Source organism: Pseudomonas sp. p99-361 (assembly GCF_003935475.1).
GTDB classification, from domain to species: domain Bacteria; phylum Pseudomonadota; class Gammaproteobacteria; order Pseudomonadales; family Pseudomonadaceae; genus Aquipseudomonas; species Aquipseudomonas juntendi.
Genome location: NZ_RHQO01000056.1, coordinates 1 through 15,939, shown reverse-complemented (window position 1 = coordinate 15,939; position 15,939 = coordinate 1). Strand labels below are relative to the sequence as shown.

Below are 15,939 nucleotides of genomic sequence, written 5' to 3'. Positions count from 1 at the left end.
GCGTCTACCCTGACCATGTGTCCTGAACAACAGCATAGAACCGATCGACGAACAGGGATGGCCAATTGCCCATGCACAGCTTTGCATTGCTGGTGTGGCTAGCGCTGTGCGCCGGGCAGGATGCCCGCGAACGGCAGATAGCCAATGTACTGACGCTGGGTGCCGCAACCCTTGCGCTGGCCTGGTTGCTGGCCACAGGGCGCAGTTGGCTCGGTGCCCAGGGCAGTGATGCGGCGCTGGCGTTGTTCATCGTGCTGCTGCTCACGCTGCCGGGCTACGCGCTGGGGCAGTTCGGGGCCGGTGACGTCAAGCTGCTCGGTGCGTTGGCGCTGGCCAGCAGCGTTGCCCATGTGCTGGTCACTTTCATTGCTGCGGGTGTGGTGCTGGTGGCCTGGCAGCTGGTCCGCCGAGGTGCGCGACAGCCGCGGCAAAAAAGGCCGTTCGCGCCCTGTCTGCTGGCAGGCTTTGCCGTCTCACTGGCCTGCCTGGGCTGAGCGTTGACGGCACGGCAAGCCCCGCTAATTGTTGCGCTCGGTCATCTTGGTCCAGCGGTAGAAGTCGGGGATCTCGTACTTGTAGGTATCCAGCCAGCGCTGCATGGACTGGTCGCGTTCCCGTGCCGTTTGTACCTGCAGGTGGCGCGAGGCCTGTGCGCCGCTGGACTGCACGCGCAGCAGCCGCTCGGTGGCCGTTTCATCCTGAGGGCTCGGGCGCGGGTATTGCTCGGCGTGCAGCGCCGCGCTCCCCACGCAGCAGGCCAGCACCATCACGTACCTGATCATGTTCACCTCCCAGTTTCAATTGACCATCGGCTGCGATGCCTGGGCCGAGGCGACCGGGCCTCGGCCACCGGCCTTGATCTGCCCGGCCCGCGCCTTGGCCGCGGCAAACTGCCGGGGCTCAAGCTGCAAGCGGCCGACCAGGTCGGTCGCCTGCTGCCAGTTGTCCTGGAGCAGCGCCAAGGTCACCAGGTTGATCGCAGGCAGGGGGTTGTCGTCTTTCAGCTCGATGGCCGTCAGCAACTCGAAGCGAGCCTGCTCATAGCGCCCCAGGTTCATCAGGACCACGCCCAAGTCATTGCGTACGCGTTCATCGGTAGGCGCCAGGCGTACAGCACGCTGCAGGTTCTGCAAGGCCTGGATGTCGTCGCCACGTGCCGCGGCCAGTTGGCCCAGGCCATGCTCGCCTTCGGCAGCCAGGCAGCCGCCCAGCAGGCTGCGGTACAAGGGTTCGGCCTCGCCAAGGCCAAGCAGCCGGGACACTTTGGCCTTGCGCAGGCGCACCTGGTCGAGGGTGTCCGGCAGTTGCTGCAGGTGCGCAAGGCTGGCATGCGGGCGGCCGTCATTGAGCATTTCGTCCGCCAGGTTCAGGGCTAGTTGCTGGTCGGCGTCCGGCTTGCTGCAACCGGCGGCAGTGAACAACGAGCGCAGGTCTTGCGGCTGTTGCCCGGCGCAGCCGCTCAGCAACACCAGGCATGCGCACAACACGACTGTCTTCATCCCGCTTTCCTCAGGGGCTCAACGCCCGCGCCAATGCAGAGAAGCCTGGCCCGGCAAGCACGATCAGCAGGGCCGGGAACAGGAATACCATCATTACCGCCGACATTTTTGCCGACATCATCGACACCCGTTCTTGCAGGCGGGTCAGGCGGCGGTCATCGAGCAAGGCTTTGAGGGCCAGCAACGACTTCATTGCGCCGCTGCCTTGGGCCAGCAACTGGCGCAGGATCACGCAGGTGTCGGTGAATTCGTCCACCGCCAGTACCTGTGCGGCCTTGTCCAGCTCCGGGCCCAGCCCCAGCCCCGAATCCACCCGCTGCAGTACCTGGCGCAGTTCTTCGCTGATGTTCGGGATCAGCGTTCGCCCTTCCTGGCTCAGCAGGCGCAGTGCCTGCTCGACCGTCAGCCCGGTTTCGAACAGGATTCGCAGCATGGGGATCATCAGGCCAACCTCTGCGGCAATGCGCTGCTGGCGCCGGGCGGCAGCCAGGGCCAGCAGGCGCTTGGGCAGCAGGTAGGCGGCGCCCAAGGCACACAATGGCCAGACCACCCAATGGGCGGCGGCAGCGCCTTTGAAGCCTTGCTGCAATAGCAGCGTCAGTACCACCGCCAGCAGTGGCAGGCCCAGTTGCACGGCGGCGAACAGCGCGCGCTGGCGGCTGCGACGCCAGCCGATGCGCTCGAGCAGGGCCTGGCTTTCACCGTCGAACTTCTGCAGCCGCTGCCCCCAAGGGCTACTGCCCAGCCAGTGCAGCCAGCCCTCCAGGCGCTCGGCACGGGCCAGGCGCCCCTGTAGCCTTCGCGCCACCAGCACCCGGGCCCGCCATTGGCGAATGGCCTGCTGGGCAAACAGGCCGGCGGCGATCAGCAGGCACAGGGCGCAGATCAGCATGGCCATGTTCACAAGCTCCTCATCATACGCCACAACACCAGGCAGCCGAGTACCTGCAAGGCGAAGGCCAGCAACAACATCAGTTGGCCGCTGCTGTCACGCCACATGGCCAGCAGGTAGTGGGGGTTGGCCAGCAGGAAGTAACCGACCATCGCCAGTGGCAACGCCCCGAGAATGATGGCCGTGATGCGCGTTTCGCCGGTCATGGCCTTGAGCTGGCGGGCCCCTTGCTCGCGCTCGCGGATCAGCTTGATGAGGTTCTCCATCAGTTCGCTGGCGTTGCCGCCATGGCGCTGGTTGATGCGCAAGCCCAGGGCGAACAGCCGTAATTCGTCTTGCTGGTGCAACTCGGCCAGTTCGGTCATGGCGTCCTCCAGCGGCACGCCCAGTTGCACATTGCGCCGGACCCTCGCCAGCGTAGTGCGCAGTGGCTCGCGGCTGCTGTCGATAGCGCCCAGTACCGCATCATTGAGCGTGCGCCCGGCCTTGAGGCTGCGCACGCTGTAGTCCAGCAGGCCGGGCAGTTGCTCGACCACGTGCCGCATGTGCCGACGGCTCTGCCAGCTGATGAGCAGGTAGGCAATGGCCGGCAGACCGGTCAGCAGCATCAGCGCAGCGACCCAGCCAAGCGCGACCAGCGCCAACAGCGCCAGCCCCAGCCAGGCCAGCAGCCAGCGCTGGGGGTGCAGCTCGACAGTCGTCAAGCCGGCACGTTGCAGCAGCGGGTCGAGCCAGCTGCGCCGTGCCGTACCATTGCGCACAATGCTGAACGCGCGCCCGAGGCGTTGCAGGATGCGCTCTTCGTGCCGCTTGTACAGGCCGCGGCGCAACAGCAGCAGGGCCAGGCCCAGCAACAGCGGGCACAGCGCCAGCAGCAGCGGGCCGGTCACAGCAGGCCCTCTGCCTTGAGCTTGCTGCCGGCCGGGTGGAGCGCCTCGCGCAGGAAGCTGTCACCGCCCCGGCGGTCCAGGCGGAACAAGGTGTTGGTGACATACACCTCATCGCGCACGCCAACCACCTCCAGCACTTCGCTGACGCAGCGTCGGCCATCGGGCAGGCGGGTCAGCTGGATCACCACGTCCAGCGCTGCACAGACCATTTGCCGCAAGGTCTTTTCGGCAACTTGCCGGCCACTCAGGCCGACCAGTGTCTCCAGGCGCAAGAGTGCGTCCGCTGCGCTGTTGGCGTGAACGGTACTCATCGAGCCATCATGGCCCGTGTTCATCGCGGTCAGCACATCGAGCACTTCGCTGCCGCGGATTTCGCCGAGGATAATGCGGTCCGGGCGCATGCGCAGGGCGTTGCGGATCAGCTCGCTGGCCTTGATCTCGCCGTGCCCTTCGGCATTGGGCGGGCGGGTTTCCAGGCGCACCACGTGGGGGTGGTGCAGTTGCAGTTCGGCAACGTCTTCGATGGTGACCAGGCGCTCGCGAGGGGCGATCATCTGGCTGAGGATGTTCAGCAGGGTGGTCTTGCCGGTGCCGGTGCCGCCGCTCACCAGAATGTTGCAGCGCTTGCCCACGGCGCGTTCGAAAAAGTCGAAGATAGGCTGGTCGATAGCGCGGGTGGCCAGCAGGTCGGCACTCTTGAGCATGTCCTGGCGGAATTTGCGGATCGACAGGCACGGGCCGTCCAGCGCCACGGGCGGAATGATCGCATTGACCCGGCTGCCGTCGGGCATGCGGGCGTCGACCATGGGCGAGGACTCGTCCAGGCGTCGCCCGAGCGGGGCGAGGATGCGTTGCATCACCCGCTCTACATGGTGGGCGTCGATGAACCGCAGGTCGGTCTGCTGCAACAGGCCGGCCCGCTCGACGAACACCCGATGGGGGCCATTGACCAGAATTTCGGTGACGCTGGGGTCACGCAGCAATACTTCCAGCGGGCCGAAGCCGGTCAACTCGTCCACCAGCTCTTCGGCCAGCCGCTCCATTTCATACCGCGACAGCGCCAGGCGCAGGCGCGCAACGTAGTCACCAACCTGCTCCAGCACGAACTGGGTCAGCGCCGGCCGTGCGCCCTCCAGCAGGTTGCGGCCGCTGTCCTCGATGGCATCGATGGCAAAGCGGTGCAGTGCGCGCTTGAGCGCGTAGGGGTCGCCCGCGGCCGGTTGCGGGCCACCAAACGGTTGATCGTTGTTCATTTGCTGCCCCAAAGCCGGCGCAGCCAGGTGACGGCCGGCGGTGCGAGGTTTTCCGAGCGCCGGGCCAGGCGTTCGCCCAGGCTGCGCAAGGCTTGCGTAAGCGGCTCACGGGGGGCCAGTTCGAACAGGCTCAGGCCCTGGTTTTTCACGTTCAGGCGCACTTCAGGGCTGTAGGGCAGGGCCCTGAGCAAAGGCAGCGCGTAGCGTTTGGCCAGGGTGTCGGCGTCGGGGGCCACGTTGCTCAGGTAGCGGTCCACCAACAGGCTGGCGTGTTCCAGCTTGATGCCGTGATCACGCCACAGGTCGAGCACCTCCAGGTTACGCCGGCACTCGAGAATGTTCTGGTCGGTGTAGATGATCAGTTTGTCGCAGTGGCTGACCAACGTGCGCAGGGCCTCGCTGTCGGCATGCCCGGCGAGGTTGACGATGATGTGCTGGAAGTGCTGGCGCAGGGCGCTGAGCAGCATGTACAACTCGGCTGCGCTGGTGTGTTGCAGTGGCTCGTCGGTTTCGGCATAGGTCAGCAGGCGCAGGCCTGTGTTGTCGCGGGTGAATGCGCTGTCGATCAGTGTGGTGTCGAGGCGGCGCAGGTGGCGCAGGGCGTCACCGAAGTAGAACGATGCCTCCAGGCCCAGCAGCGCCAGGCTGTCGCCACGCGGCAAGCCCAGGTCCAGCAGCAGGGTTTGCTGGCCGCTCTGCTGCACCACACGGGCAAGGTGGGTGGTGAGCAATGCGCCGTCGGCACCGCTTTGCACCCCGAACAGCACCGTCAGCCCGCCCAGGCTGGGGTTGCTGGCCACCGCCGGCATGCGTTTGCCCAGGCGCCGCACCAGCCCGGCCACTTCGCTGGCGCGCGAGCCATAGGCGACGAAGTCGCGGGCGCCAGCGCGCATGGCATGCAGCACCAGCTGGTTATCCAGGCCATCGCCGAGGGCGACGATCGCCAGCATTGGCTTGGCCTCCAGCACGCCCTCGATCAAGGCGCACTGGTTGATCAGTTGCTCGCGGTCCAGGCCGATGAACATCAGGTTGCTGAAGGTGGCATTGACCAGGGCCAGCAGCTCGTCGAGGCTGCCACCGTTGGCGCCGATCACCTGGCCTTGCGGAGCCAAGGCGCCCTGCAGCCAGTGCAGGTCCTCCTCGGTGCGGGTGATGGCGAGGAAGGTCGGGTTCAGGCTCTCGTTCATTGCGACAGCCCGCCCTTGCCATCGAAGTTGCCGTTCTCCAGGAAGAACAGGCGGCCCCAGCTGGGGTCGTAGTTGCGCAGGTGCTCGCCCGGCAAGGGCGGCAGCTTTGCATTGACCGCCAACGGTTGCACCAGGTGCGGGGTGACGATCATCAGCAGTTCGGTTTCGTCGCGTGTGAGGTTGGACTGTCGGAACAAAGCTCCGAGTATGGGAAGATTGCCCAGGCCAGGCAGTTTATTCACCTTGGATAGCGTGCTTTTGCTGACCAAACCGCTGATGATGAAGCTTTCTCCATCCGCCAAGGCGATACTGGTATCGGTCCGTCTGACTGTTAACGCTGGTACTTCAGTGCCTGCAATCGTCACTGCGTTTGTGTAATCCAGCTCGCTGACTTCGGGAGCAACCTTGAGGGTAATTCGGCCTTCATTGACAATGGTCGGAGTCAGCGCAAGGCGTATACCAAATTCTTTGTATTCAATGGATACGTTGTCGCTGCCTGCACTGGGCACTGGGATCGGAATTTCACCGCCCGCTAGGAAACTTGCGGTTTGGCCGCTTAGGACGGTGAGGCTCGGGCGTGCGAGGGTATATGCAAAGCCACTGGTTTCCAGTGCGTTGATCATGGCCAAGAAGCGGCTGCTGCCGCCACCCCACACGAAGTTGAAAACGTTTTCCCCAAGGGGGATCTGAGGCGCGGCAACCGGTACTGATCCGGGAGACACGGTCGAATTGGGCACCGTACCAGGCGAGCCAATCAGGCTATTGTTCGACCCCTTGAAAAACAGCCGTGCCCCTGCCTCCTTGTACTTGCTGCGGCGTACTTCGACAAACCGGATATCGGCTTGCACCTGGCTGGGCAGTTGCGTGTCCTGCGACGGCAGGAAGCTGTCCTGGGCCATATCGGCGCTGGCCCGCCCGCGGACGAACACCATCGCCTTGTGCGGTGACGGCGTGCAGGCTGTCCACATCATCAGGCTGGTATTACCCTGGCCCACCGCGGTAATCACCACACCGCGCTCACCGCTGGCCTGGACATCGGCCACCTTCGGCTCGCCGACCGCAACCCGCTCGATCGCCACCGGCAAGCGCAGCTCCTGCTGCAGGCCCTGGTCGATCTCGATGATCGCAGGCAGTTGGCCGAACGCTTCGCAGCCTTTGGGTGCCGCCTGCGCCTGGGGCAACAGCGCGGCCAGCAGCCCGGTCCAACATGCTTGTCTGAAGAAGGAACTTCGCATCACTGCATCCTTGCCGATTCAGGGGTTGTTGGCGCTTGCTTCAGCCGTGGCACCACGGATGATGTGCATGGCGGGCGCGGCGTGGCTGGGCGCCGGGCTCGCCACACTGGCCACCGGCGCCTGGGCCAGCTGGCTGAAGCGGTAGAGCGCGCGGTTGGCGGCCTCCACCTGCGGTATCGCATCGGCCTCGCTCCAGTACCGCGCCAGGCGCTGTTCATCGGCACTGCGCACCGCCAGGCGCAAGGTGCCGGCCTGGGCGGCCAGCATCAAGCGGCTGGCCATGGCCTCGGGCACGGCCACTGCCACCGTGCGGGTGCCTGCGCCGTTGCCCAGGCCGCTCTGGTCGCGGCGGGCCTTTTGCTCATCGGCGCTCTGCGCCGGGCGGCCATCGTTGGCCAACCCCGTTTGCTCGCCGACGCTCAGCACACGCAGGGCCGGCAGTACCACCTGGGCCGAGGCTTGCGGGTTGTTGGGCTCTTCGCGCAGGAACAGCAGCACGTCAACGTAGTCACCCGGGCGCAGTTGGCCAGCGGCACCGACCACTTCATCCACGCCCAGTACCACCGCCCGCTCGTGCGCGCGGATCATCCGTGCCAGCGGCCCGCCGGCCTGAAAGCTGGCTTCTTCCAGCCAGGTGCCTGCCGCCAGGGGCCGGGCGCTGCTGCGGCCGATCACCTGGGCGACCTGCTGATAAGCACCGGCGGGGGCGACCTGCAGGCGCTCGACCAGCACATCGTCTTCAGTGAGTGGGGTATTGGCTGGCACGGCCTTGCGCAGCACGACCACCGCCGTGCGCGGCGCTTCCACTGGCGCGCTGGGCGCTGGCGCTGTGGCCACGCTCGGCGGTGCAACGGTAGGCGCGGGGATAATGGGGGCGACCGGCGGGCGGCTGAGCACCACGCCCCAGTAGCCTGCCAACAGCGCCGCCAGCAAGAAAAACGCGGCCAGGAATAGGGTCAAGCGGCTGCTCATCTCGGCCTCCCTGCACGCGTTGGATGATGGCGAAAAGTCACTATTTCGCTATAGCAAGTTAGCGCAGCCATCGCCATTTGCCATGAGCCCGGGCAGTTTTTTTCAGGGTGCCGAGCAGGTCGCGTGAAAACAAAGAGTTAGCGAGTGGCGGGTGGTTAACCTAGACGGGTTAATACTTTCTGATTAACCCTTTAATACATTTGCAGTTCGCACCGGCTTGGCAATTCTGTGATGGCAGATCGGTGTCATTTTGATACCACCGCCGCCGGCATCCATGCCGCAAGGAGCTGAAGCATGAAACTGTTCATTCTGCACTGCATGAATTTCCTGCATCGCAAGGACGGTGCATCCGGTATCGAATACGCCGTCATCGCAACCATGGTTGCAGTGGTGCTGGCGGCTTTCGTCGGGGATATTTCCACGGCCGTGAACACAACATTCACGACCATCAAAAATGCGCTTTGAGGCCTGAAAGGGAGCCAGCGGCATGCAGAACGCTTGCGCGCGTCAGCAGATCCTCCTGGTGGATGACGAGCAGGACGTTCTGCTGGAATTGGCGGAGCTGCTCGAAAACGAAGGCTTCGCCTGCCTGACCGCCACCTCGGTGAAGGCGGCCTTGCACCAGCTGACCTGTCACCCGGACGTAGCCCTGGTGATCACTGATGTGCGCATGCCGGGCGAAAGTGGCATCGGGTTGATCAAGCGCCTGCGCGAGCATACCGCCCGCCTGCATTTGCCGGTGATCGTCATGTCGGCACAGGCCGACCTGGATGACGTCAGCGAATTGCTGCAATTGCAGGTACTGGACTTCTTCCGCAAGCCGATCTACCAGGCCCGTTTGCTGGAAACCCTGGACAACCTGTTCCCCGTATCACGCCTGCGCGTCGTCAATTGAATTGACCCGGGCGGGAACGAAAACGCCCGGCACTTGGCCGGGCGTTTCGGTGGTTGCGATCAGGCGTCGGGGTCACTCAGTTCCAGGGCGCCGCGCTTGCTGCGCAGCTTGCCGTAGAAGTGCTCCAGCGCGTGGTTCAGCTTGGTGGCGGCTCCATCCACTGCTTGGTCCAGCGAAGCGGCAGTGTGGGTCACGGAAATCGGTTGGTGGCCTTTGGGGCGAGCCTCCATCTGGCAGCGTTTGTCATGCGGTCCGGGCTTGGCGCCATTTTCGTCGCGCAGGTGCACCTCGATGCGGGTGAGGTCGTCCTCGTAACGTTCAAGTGAGCTTTCCAGTGTACTGCGGACCCACTGGTCGAGCCGGGCGTTGCCTTCGAAATGGTTGCTGCTGTTGACCTGGATTTGCATGATTCAATCCTTATTCAGCTTGCTCGCATGGAGGCGCGGCCAGGTCCTTGAGACCGTTGGAAATTCTGCGCCTCTTGACTCTAAGGTCAGGCAACCGCCGGATGAATTCAAGCCCTTTCGGAAAATAAATTTCTTGTTGCATATCTGCGCGCACCGGCAGCTTGTCGTTGAAGCTTTGCTTATGAGAATTGAAATCATTAGTATTGCAGCCCCGAATACGCCCGGACCTTCGCCATGACGCGCAAAACCGCCGGCCTTCCGCTCAGCTACCGCCTGGCAGTGGCCTCACGCAGCCTGGCTGCGCTGCTGGGCGGCTATTTGCTGGCGTCTGCGGCCAGCGTCTGCATCGCCGTGGTGGCACCGTTGCCCAAGGTCGACGCCACGCTGATCGGCCTGATGCTCTCGTTCGTTTTCTACCTGCTGGCGTTCATCTGGTGCTTCGCCTGCCGCAGTGCCTGGCGCGCGTGGCTGGGCGTGCTGGCGCCAAGCCTGCTGCTTGGCGTGATCAGTGGCATTGCCTACTGGGTGAAAACCTCATGAAAGACGGCTTCCGCCAGGCCATGGCCTGGCTGCATACCTGGACCGGCCTGGTCTTCGGCTGGCTGTTGTTCGCCATTTTCCTTACCGGCACGCTGTCGTATTTCAAGGAAGAGATCAGCCAGTGGTCGCAGCCTGAAGTGCGCAGCCATGCACTGGACCCGGCCCATAGCCTGGCCCTGGCACAGCGTTACCTGCAGGACAATGCCGGGCATTCGGGCACCTGGTTCATCCGCTTGCCCAACGCCCGCGAAGCGGGCTTGAGCGTGGGCTATCGCGACCCCAACGGCGGGCCGCGCGGCTTTGTCAGCAAGACCCTCGATACCCAGACCGGGCAACCGGTAGAGGCACGCGACAGCCGCGGCGGCGAGTTCTTCTACCGCTTCCACTTCCAGCTGCAGATGCCGTACCCCTATGGCCGCTGGCTGTCGACCTTCTGCGCCTTCATCATGCTGCTGGGGCTGGTCACCGGCATCATTACCCACAAAAAGCTCTTCAAGGAGTTCTTCACCTTCCGCCCCGGCAAGGGCCAGCGCTCATGGCTGGATGGGCACAACGCGATCGGCGTGCTGGTGCTGCCGTTCCACCTGATGATCAGCTACAGCAGCCTGGTGCTGTTCATGTACATGGTCATGCCGGCGGGGATCATGGCCAGCTATGGCAACGACACCGGCAAGTACTTCAATGACCTGTTCGGGCGCAACGATGCACCCAAGGCGGCCCAGGTGGCCACGCCGCTGGTCGCGCTGCCCAGCCTGTATGCCAAGGTGCAGGCGCTGCAACCCGAGGCACGCATTGGCAACATCCAGGTGCAGAACCCGGGCGACCGCAATGCCCGTGTCACCTTCACCCAATCGGCGGCCGACCATGTGGCCTACCGGCGTAGCGCCAACTGGACGTTCGATGGCGCCAGCGGCACGCTGCTGAGCCAGGGCAAGCCGGAGAGCGGGGCCATGATGACGTCGTTCAGCTTTGCCGGCCTGCACATGGGCAACTTTGCCGGGCCCTGGCTGCGCTGGTTGTATTTCTGCTTTGGCATTGCCGGTACTGCGGTGATTGGCACAGGGCTGGTGATGTGGCTGGGCAAGCGCCAGCTCAAACATGCCCAGCGCGCGCACATGCCCGGCGAGCTGCGCCTGGTCGAGGTGCTCAATATCGCCAGCATGAGCGGCCTGCTGCTGGCAGTGGCGGGCTTCTTCTGGGCCAACCGGCTGATCCCGGCCGCTGCCGCCGGCCGTGCCGATTGGGAGGTGAATGTCTTCTTCATCGTCTGGGGCCTGTCCCTGGCCCATGCCGTACTGCGCAGTGGGCGCCGGGCCTGGGGCGAGCAGCTGGCGCTGGGCGCATTGGCCTTCGCCTTGCTGCCGCTGCTCAATGGGCTGACCACCGACCGTGGCCTGAACCATTCGCTGGCGGCAGGTGACTGGGCCATGGCAGGCCTGGACCTGACCGCGCTGGGTACTGGGCTGTTCCTGGCCTGGCTGGCCGGCAAGATGCTGCGCAGCCCCGCGCCGCTGGCCAAACGCGCGCCGCGGGTGGCAGACAAGCCGCGCGCCGAAGCGGCGCAGGCACGCTGATGCTGGGGAACGCATTGCTCGCCTACGCAGGCTTCGTTGCCTTGTGCCTGGCCATGGACAAACATTTTACCGGCCTGCTCGGGCGCAAGCCGCACCCCGGCCAACTGCGGCTGTTGCGCGTGGCGGGCTGGTCGTTGCTGGTGCTGTCGCTGGTGTTCAGTGTGCACCTGCGTGGCTGGGCCCATGGCCTGGTGGAGTGGGTGGCGGTGATGATGGCGGCGGTCACCGTGTGGGTCTTCGCCCTGCCGTACCAGCCGCGGCTGTTGCTGGGCCTGGCTGCCGGCAGTGTGCTGCTGGGCCCGGTGCTCGCCCTTTTGGCGGTGTGACAGCATGAGCGAGCAGGGCGATACCCTCGGGCCGGAGGCCGACAGCGCAGGCGGGCGTGCGCGTTTTGTCCAGGTGTTCCAGGCCCAGCGTGCCCGCATGGAGGCACTGGTCAGCCGGCGCGTGGGCTGCCGCGCTACGGCGTCGGACCTGGTCCAGGAGTTGTTCCTGCGCTTCTGGCGTCGCCCCGAGGTGAAAGTCGAGGCGCTGGATACTTACCTGCTGCGCTGTGCCGGCAACCTGGCCATCGACCACCTGCGCAGTGAGGGCAGCCGCGAACGCATTGCCGAAGCCGCGCTGGCGGTGGATGAGGCGAGCATGGCGCATGCGCCGGAGCAGGCCGTGGAAGTGGACCATGACCTGCAGCGTATCGAGGCTGCCTTGCGCGCCTTGCCCGAGCGCACCCGGCAGATCTTCCTGCTCAACCGCATTCACGGCTGCAAGTACGGCGAGATCGCCAAGGCCATGCAGCTGTCCCAGAGCGCGGTGGAAAAGCATATGATGCGCGCCCTGGAAGCGTGCAAGGCGAGTGTTGCCGAGCCCGCGTCCACCCCGCGCCGGCCTGGGAGAGCCTGCCGATGAGCCCTATACCGCCGATCACCGAGGCGCAGGCGCAGGCCGCTTTGCGCTGGCTCAGCCGCATCAGCGAGCAACCTGCAGTGGCCCAGGGGGCCTCGTTCAAGCGCTGGCTGCTGGCCGAGCCCGGGCACCGCGCCGCGTACGAACAGGCCCAGGCGCTGTGGCGCAACAGTGGGGTGGCGGCGTCGCGGCTGGCTGCCGAAGAGCACGCCAGCCTGCAGCCCTACCTGGCCGCCATGGCTCGCCCGGCTGCCAGACGCCCCGGCCGCGCGCGCCTGGCGGCAATCGGGCTGGCGGCCTGCCTGGTGCTGGCCATTGGGGTCGCCGGGGGCTGGCACCCAGGCTACTGGCTGCAGGACCTGCAGGCCGACTACAGCAGTGCCGAGCAGATTCGCCAGGTTACCCTGCAGGACAACTCGCAGGTGACCCTGGATGCGGGCAGTGCAATTGCGGTCGATTTTGCCCATGGCAAGCGTCGCGTGCGCTTGCTGCATGGCGTGGCGTTCTTCCAGGTCACGCATACCGGCGAGCCCTTCCTGGTCGAAGCCAACGGCGGTGAAGTGCGGGTACTCGGTACCCAGTTCGAGGTGCGTGAGCAGGGGGACGGCACGCAGGTCACGGTGCGCAGCGGGCGGGTGGCGGTAAGCCCGGCCGCGGGGGCCGCGGCCAGGGAGCTGACGGCCAACCAGCAGGTGAGCTACGGCGCCGGCCGGGCCGGCGCAACCCTGGCGGTGGACAGCGACAACCGCCTGGCCTGGCGCCAGGGCTCGCTGAATTACTACCAGGTGCCGCTGGCGCAGGTGGTCGAGGACCTGGGGCGCTACTACCCGGGGCGGATCGTCTTGCTGAATGAGGAACTCGGGCAGCGTAAGGTCAGTGGCAGCTTCCCCTTGGCCGAGCCGCTGCTGGCACTGGATTCGCTGGGCAAGGTGATGGGCTTTTCACGGCAGACCGTGCTGGGCCGTTTGACGCTGATCCGCTAGCCCCTGTACCGGCCGCCGTTGGCGCCTGCCGTGGAAGCGGGTTTGCCCGCGAACCGGCAGCACCGGGAAAATATTTTCAAAAGCGCATGAGGTAACCGACCGTGGCATCCGTGTAATGAGTGGAAGTGCGATTCATTCGTACTCATATTCCTCTCACAGGTCAGCGTCCATGAAGTTCTCCCCGCGTTGCGTCCCCATCTGGTTCGGCCTTGCCATGCTCCCGACCGTTGCCGTGGCTCCCCAGGCCAGCGCTGCCGAGCAACAGCAGGCCTACGCCTTCGCCCAGCCGGCGCAACCGCTGGCCCAGGCCCTCAGCGCCTTCAGCCGTACCACGGGCCAAAGCGTGGTCTACACCGTAGCGTTGCCCGGGGTGCAGGCGCCGGCGCTGACCGGCACCTACAGTGCCGAACAGGCGCTGCAACAGCTGCTGGCAAGCAGCGGGCTGACCTGGCGGCGCCTGGACGCGCGGACCCTTACCCTGGACGCGCTGGATACTACCGGTGCCCTCAACCTGCAGGCCACCACGGTGACCTCGCTACGGGACGACTACAGCTACCAACCCCCAGCCACGGCGTCGATCATGCGTGGCCAGGGCGCCAACCAGGACATTCCCCAGGCGATCAACGTGGTCCCGGCGCAGGTCATCCGTGACCAGGCGCCGCGCAACCTTGACGATGCCCTGGCCAACGTCAGCGGCATTACCCAGGGCAACAACTTCGGCGGCACCTCCGACACGGTGATGAAGCGCGGCTTCGGCGACAACCGCGACGGCTCGATCATGCGCGATGGCATGCCCATCGTGCAGGGCCGCAGCCTCAATGCCAGCACCGAACGGGTCGAAGTGCTGAAGGGGCCGGCCTCGCTGCTGTACGGTATCCAGGACCCGGGCGGGGTCATCAACGTGGTCAGCAAGCGCCCCCAGCTCGAGCAGTACAATGCCCTGAACCTGCGGGGTTCCACCTACGGCAGCGGCAAGAACGGCAGCGGCGGGGGCTTCGACAGCACCGGCGCGCTGGGCGACAGCAACTTCGCCTACCGCATGATTGTCGACCACGAAGACGAAGATTACTGGCGCAACTTCGGGGTGCATCGTGAATCGCTGGTCGCGCCGTCGCTGGCCTGGCTGGGCGAAGACACCCAGGTCGTGCTGGCCTACGAGCACCGCGAGTTTCTCTCGCCGTTCGATCGGGGCACGGCCTTTGGCAGCAATGGCCACCCGCTGGACATTCCCGCCACCCGGCGCCTGGACGAGCCCTTCAACGACATGGAAGGGCGCTCGGACCTGTACCGTCTGGAGGTCGACCACCAGTTGGCCGATGACTGGAAGCTGCACGTTGGCTACAGCTTCAACCGTGAGACCTACGACGCCAGCCAGGTTCGCGTCACGGGGGTGAACGAAGCCAATGGCACCCTGGCCCGCAGTATCGATGGCACCCACGGCGCCATGAGCCGTGACCAGTTCGCAACCTTGAGCCTGGCCGGCACCGTGCAATTGGCCGGCATGCAGCATGACTTGCTGCTGGGCGCCGACCATGAAGACCGCAAGGTCTACCGCGCTGACCTGATCCGGCAAGCCGCGCGGTCCAGGTTCAGCTACGTGAACCCGGTGTACGGGCGGGAAGTGGAAGGCACCACCGTGCGTGCCAGCGACAGTGACCAGACCGACAAGCTGCGCACCGACGCGCTGTTCCTGCAGGACGCGCTGCACCTGGACGATCACTGGATCCTGGTGGCCGGTGCACGCTTCCAGCAGTACGACCAGTACGCCGGCCGTGGGCGCCCGTTCACGGCCAACACCGATACCAACGGCCAGAACTGGGTGCCACATGCCGGTATCGTCTACAAGGTCGATGAGCAACTATCGTTCTATGGCAGCTACAGCGAATCGTTCAAGCCCAACTCCAGTATCGCGCCGCTCACCGGGGGTGTGGTACTGGACTCGTCGGTGGCGCCGGAAGAGGGCAAGTCGTGGGAGCTGGGCGCCAAGCTCGACATGCCAGGCAGCCTGACCGGTACCTTGGCGCTGTTCGACATCACCAAGCGCAACGTGCTGGTGGCCAATTTCGACACGCGCACCGGCGATACGCTTTACAGCAATGCGGGTGAAGTCAATTCACGCGGGGTCGAGCTGGACCTGACCGGCCAGCTCAGCGAGCGTTGGAGCCTGATCGGCAGCTATGCCTTCACCGATGCCAAGGTCACCAAGGACCCCGACCTCAAGGGCAACCGCCTGCAGAACGTGGCCAAGCACAGCGGCTCGCTGTCGGCGGTGTACGACTACGGCAGCCTGTTCGGCGGCGACCGCCTGCGCTTTGGTGCCGGGGCACGGTATGTAGGTGAGCGCAGCGGCAACGCGACCAACACCTTCGACTTGCCGTCCTACACCGTGGCTGACGCATTTGCGACCTACGAGACCAAGCTCGATGAGCACAAGGTGTTGTTGCAGCTGAACGTGAAGAACCTGTTCGACAAGGTGTACTACAGCTCGGCGGTGAACCAGTACTTTGTGGCGATTGGGGATGCGCGGCAGGTGAGCCTGTCCAGTACCTTTGAGTTTTAGGGAGCAGGGGCCGCTTCGCGGCCCATCGCAGGCAAGCCAGCTCCTACAGGTACTGCATGGAGCCCGGGCCTGATGCAATCCCTGTGGGAGATTCTATGGTTCCTGGCAAGGGTAGCCGGAGCATCTTCAGCGCCTGTGAGATCGAGCGC

The 15,939-nt window shown here is 65.2% G+C and carries 18 protein-coding genes; 9 read left to right on the top strand and 9 right to left on the bottom strand.

Going from position 1 to position 15,939, the window contains the following annotated elements:
- Positions 1-71: 71 nt before the first annotated feature.
- Positions 72-494: a prepilin peptidase gene (locus tag EGJ22_RS20100; protein WP_009685009.1), complete on the top strand. Its 423-nt coding sequence runs from the start codon at positions 72-74 to the stop codon at positions 492-494.
- Positions 495-518: 24 nt separating this feature from the next.
- On the opposite strand, the gene EGJ22_RS20095 is transcribed toward EGJ22_RS20100, so the two are convergent.
- Genes EGJ22_RS20095 through cpaB form a run of 8 tightly spaced genes read right to left on the bottom strand, consistent with a single transcriptional unit; the run spans position 519 to position 7,928 of the window.
- Entirely contained in the window at positions 519-782 is a 264-nt protein-coding gene (locus EGJ22_RS20095; RefSeq protein ID WP_029885797.1) for a DUF3613 domain-containing protein, read from the bottom strand.
- A 15-nt stretch (positions 783-797) separates the two neighbouring features.
- Complete coding sequence (locus EGJ22_RS20090; RefSeq protein WP_029885796.1) at positions 798-1,499, bottom strand: tetratricopeptide repeat protein; 702 nt, start codon at positions 1,497-1,499, stop codon at positions 798-800.
- A 10-nt stretch (positions 1,500-1,509) separates the two neighbouring features.
- The gene (locus EGJ22_RS20085; RefSeq protein ID WP_029885795.1) at positions 1,510-2,397 is read right to left on the bottom strand and encodes a type II secretion system F family protein; all 888 of its coding nucleotides are present in this window, start codon (positions 2,395-2,397) and stop codon (positions 1,510-1,512) included.
- A 2-nt stretch (positions 2,398-2,399) separates the two neighbouring features.
- A complete protein-coding gene (locus tag EGJ22_RS20080; protein WP_009685015.1) occupies positions 2,400-3,281 on the bottom strand; it encodes a type II secretion system F family protein in 882 nt (293 codons plus the stop codon).
- Positions 3,278-4,534, bottom strand: coding sequence for a CpaF family protein (locus tag EGJ22_RS20075; RefSeq protein ID WP_029885794.1), 1,257 nt, complete (start codon positions 4,532-4,534; stop codon positions 3,278-3,280). Before EGJ22_RS20075 ends, EGJ22_RS20080 begins: the two co-directional genes overlap by 4 nt.
- Positions 4,531-5,721, bottom strand: coding sequence for a pilus assembly protein (locus tag EGJ22_RS20070; RefSeq protein ID WP_029885793.1), 1,191 nt, complete (start codon positions 5,719-5,721; stop codon positions 4,531-4,533). Before EGJ22_RS20070 ends, EGJ22_RS20075 begins: the two co-directional genes overlap by 4 nt.
- Positions 5,718-6,956 (bottom strand): type II and III secretion system protein family protein, encoded by a 1,239-nt coding sequence (locus EGJ22_RS20065; RefSeq protein ID WP_029885792.1) that lies wholly within the window; start codon positions 6,954-6,956, stop codon positions 5,718-5,720. Before EGJ22_RS20065 ends, EGJ22_RS20070 begins: the two co-directional genes overlap by 4 nt.
- Before the next feature lie 18 nt (positions 6,957-6,974).
- Complete coding sequence (cpaB, locus tag EGJ22_RS20060; protein WP_029885791.1) at positions 6,975-7,928, bottom strand: Flp pilus assembly protein CpaB; 954 nt, start codon at positions 7,926-7,928, stop codon at positions 6,975-6,977.
- Positions 7,929-8,222: 294 nt separating this feature from the next.
- Between cpaB and EGJ22_RS20055 the strand changes: the two genes are divergently transcribed.
- Positions 8,223-8,393: a Flp family type IVb pilin gene (locus tag EGJ22_RS20055; protein ID WP_029885790.1), complete on the top strand. Its 171-nt coding sequence runs from the start codon at positions 8,223-8,225 to the stop codon at positions 8,391-8,393.
- 22 nt (positions 8,394-8,415) lie between these two features.
- A complete protein-coding gene (locus EGJ22_RS20050) occupies positions 8,416-8,823 on the top strand; it encodes a response regulator (RefSeq protein WP_009685022.1) in 408 nt (135 codons plus the stop codon).
- A gap of 59 nt (positions 8,824-8,882) precedes the next feature.
- Here the strand turns inward: EGJ22_RS20050 and EGJ22_RS20045 are convergent, their stop codons facing one another.
- Complete coding sequence (locus tag EGJ22_RS20045; RefSeq protein ID WP_009685023.1) at positions 8,883-9,230, bottom strand: HPF/RaiA family ribosome-associated protein; 348 nt, start codon at positions 9,228-9,230, stop codon at positions 8,883-8,885.
- 234 nt (positions 9,231-9,464) lie between these two features.
- On the opposite strand from EGJ22_RS20045, the gene EGJ22_RS20040 reads away from it, so the two are divergent.
- The 6 genes from EGJ22_RS20040 to EGJ22_RS20015 all read left to right on the top strand — a co-directional run bounded on the left by EGJ22_RS20040 (position 9,465) and on the right by EGJ22_RS20015 (position 15,790).
- Positions 9,465-9,770 (top strand): DUF3649 domain-containing protein, encoded by a 306-nt coding sequence (locus EGJ22_RS20040; RefSeq protein WP_029885789.1) that lies wholly within the window; start codon positions 9,465-9,467, stop codon positions 9,768-9,770.
- Positions 9,767-11,344, top strand: coding sequence for a PepSY domain-containing protein (locus tag EGJ22_RS20035; RefSeq protein ID WP_029885788.1), 1,578 nt, complete (start codon positions 9,767-9,769; stop codon positions 11,342-11,344). Before EGJ22_RS20040 ends, EGJ22_RS20035 begins: the two co-directional genes overlap by 4 nt.
- Positions 11,344-11,670 carry a DUF3325 domain-containing protein gene (locus EGJ22_RS20030; protein ID WP_029885787.1) on the top strand — a complete coding sequence of 109 codons (327 nt, stop codon included), beginning with the start codon at positions 11,344-11,346 and terminating at the stop codon, positions 11,668-11,670. Before EGJ22_RS20035 ends, EGJ22_RS20030 begins: the two co-directional genes overlap by 1 nt.
- Positions 11,671-11,674: 4 nt before the next feature.
- Positions 11,675-12,250 (top strand): RNA polymerase sigma factor, encoded by a 576-nt coding sequence (locus EGJ22_RS20025; protein WP_029885786.1) that lies wholly within the window; start codon positions 11,675-11,677, stop codon positions 12,248-12,250.
- Entirely contained in the window at positions 12,247-13,230 is a 984-nt protein-coding gene (locus tag EGJ22_RS20020; protein WP_125920372.1) for a FecR family protein, read from the top strand. Before EGJ22_RS20025 ends, EGJ22_RS20020 begins: the two co-directional genes overlap by 4 nt.
- A gap of 169 nt (positions 13,231-13,399) precedes the next feature.
- A complete protein-coding gene (locus EGJ22_RS20015; protein WP_029885784.1) occupies positions 13,400-15,790 on the top strand; it encodes a TonB-dependent receptor in 2,391 nt (796 codons plus the stop codon).
- The last annotated feature ends 149 nt before the right edge of the window (positions 15,791-15,939 follow it).

What these genes read in the sequence shown, in the direction of transcription:
- EGJ22_RS20090 (WP_029885796.1), bottom strand. Translation starts at nt 1,499, where the DNA reads ATGAAGACAGTCGTGTTGTGCGCATGCCTGGTGTTGCTGAGCGGCTGC.
- EGJ22_RS20075 (WP_029885794.1), bottom strand. Translation starts at nt 4,534, where the DNA reads ATGAACAACGATCAACCGTTTGGTGGCCCGCAACCGGCCGCGGGCGAC.
- EGJ22_RS20050 (WP_009685022.1), top strand. Translation starts at nt 8,416, where the DNA reads ATGCAGAACGCTTGCGCGCGTCAGCAGATCCTCCTGGTGGATGACGAG.
- EGJ22_RS20030 (WP_029885787.1), top strand. Translation starts at nt 11,344, where the DNA reads ATGCTGGGGAACGCATTGCTCGCCTACGCAGGCTTCGTTGCCTTGTGC.
- EGJ22_RS20035 (WP_029885788.1), top strand. Translation starts at nt 9,767, where the DNA reads ATGAAAGACGGCTTCCGCCAGGCCATGGCCTGGCTGCATACCTGGACC.
- EGJ22_RS20095 (WP_029885797.1), bottom strand. Translation starts at nt 782, where the DNA reads ATGATCAGGTACGTGATGGTGCTGGCCTGCTGCGTGGGGAGCGCGGCG.
- EGJ22_RS20085 (WP_029885795.1), bottom strand. Translation starts at nt 2,397, where the DNA reads ATGGCCATGCTGATCTGCGCCCTGTGCCTGCTGATCGCCGCCGGCCTG.
- EGJ22_RS20015 (WP_029885784.1), top strand. Translation starts at nt 13,400, where the DNA reads ATGAAGTTCTCCCCGCGTTGCGTCCCCATCTGGTTCGGCCTTGCCATG.
- EGJ22_RS20020 (WP_125920372.1), top strand. Translation starts at nt 12,247, where the DNA reads ATGAGCCCTATACCGCCGATCACCGAGGCGCAGGCGCAGGCCGCTTTG.
- EGJ22_RS20100 (WP_009685009.1), top strand. Translation starts at nt 72, where the DNA reads ATGCACAGCTTTGCATTGCTGGTGTGGCTAGCGCTGTGCGCCGGGCAG.
- EGJ22_RS20045 (WP_009685023.1), bottom strand. Translation starts at nt 9,230, where the DNA reads ATGCAAATCCAGGTCAACAGCAGCAACCATTTCGAAGGCAACGCCCGG.
- EGJ22_RS20070 (WP_029885793.1), bottom strand. Translation starts at nt 5,721, where the DNA reads ATGAACGAGAGCCTGAACCCGACCTTCCTCGCCATCACCCGCACCGAG.
- EGJ22_RS20025 (WP_029885786.1), top strand. Translation starts at nt 11,675, where the DNA reads ATGAGCGAGCAGGGCGATACCCTCGGGCCGGAGGCCGACAGCGCAGGC.
- EGJ22_RS20040 (WP_029885789.1), top strand. Translation starts at nt 9,465, where the DNA reads ATGACGCGCAAAACCGCCGGCCTTCCGCTCAGCTACCGCCTGGCAGTG.
- cpaB (WP_029885791.1), bottom strand. Translation starts at nt 7,928, where the DNA reads ATGAGCAGCCGCTTGACCCTATTCCTGGCCGCGTTTTTCTTGCTGGCG.
- EGJ22_RS20065 (WP_029885792.1), bottom strand. Translation starts at nt 6,956, where the DNA reads ATGCGAAGTTCCTTCTTCAGACAAGCATGTTGGACCGGGCTGCTGGCC.
- EGJ22_RS20055 (WP_029885790.1), top strand. Translation starts at nt 8,223, where the DNA reads ATGAAACTGTTCATTCTGCACTGCATGAATTTCCTGCATCGCAAGGAC.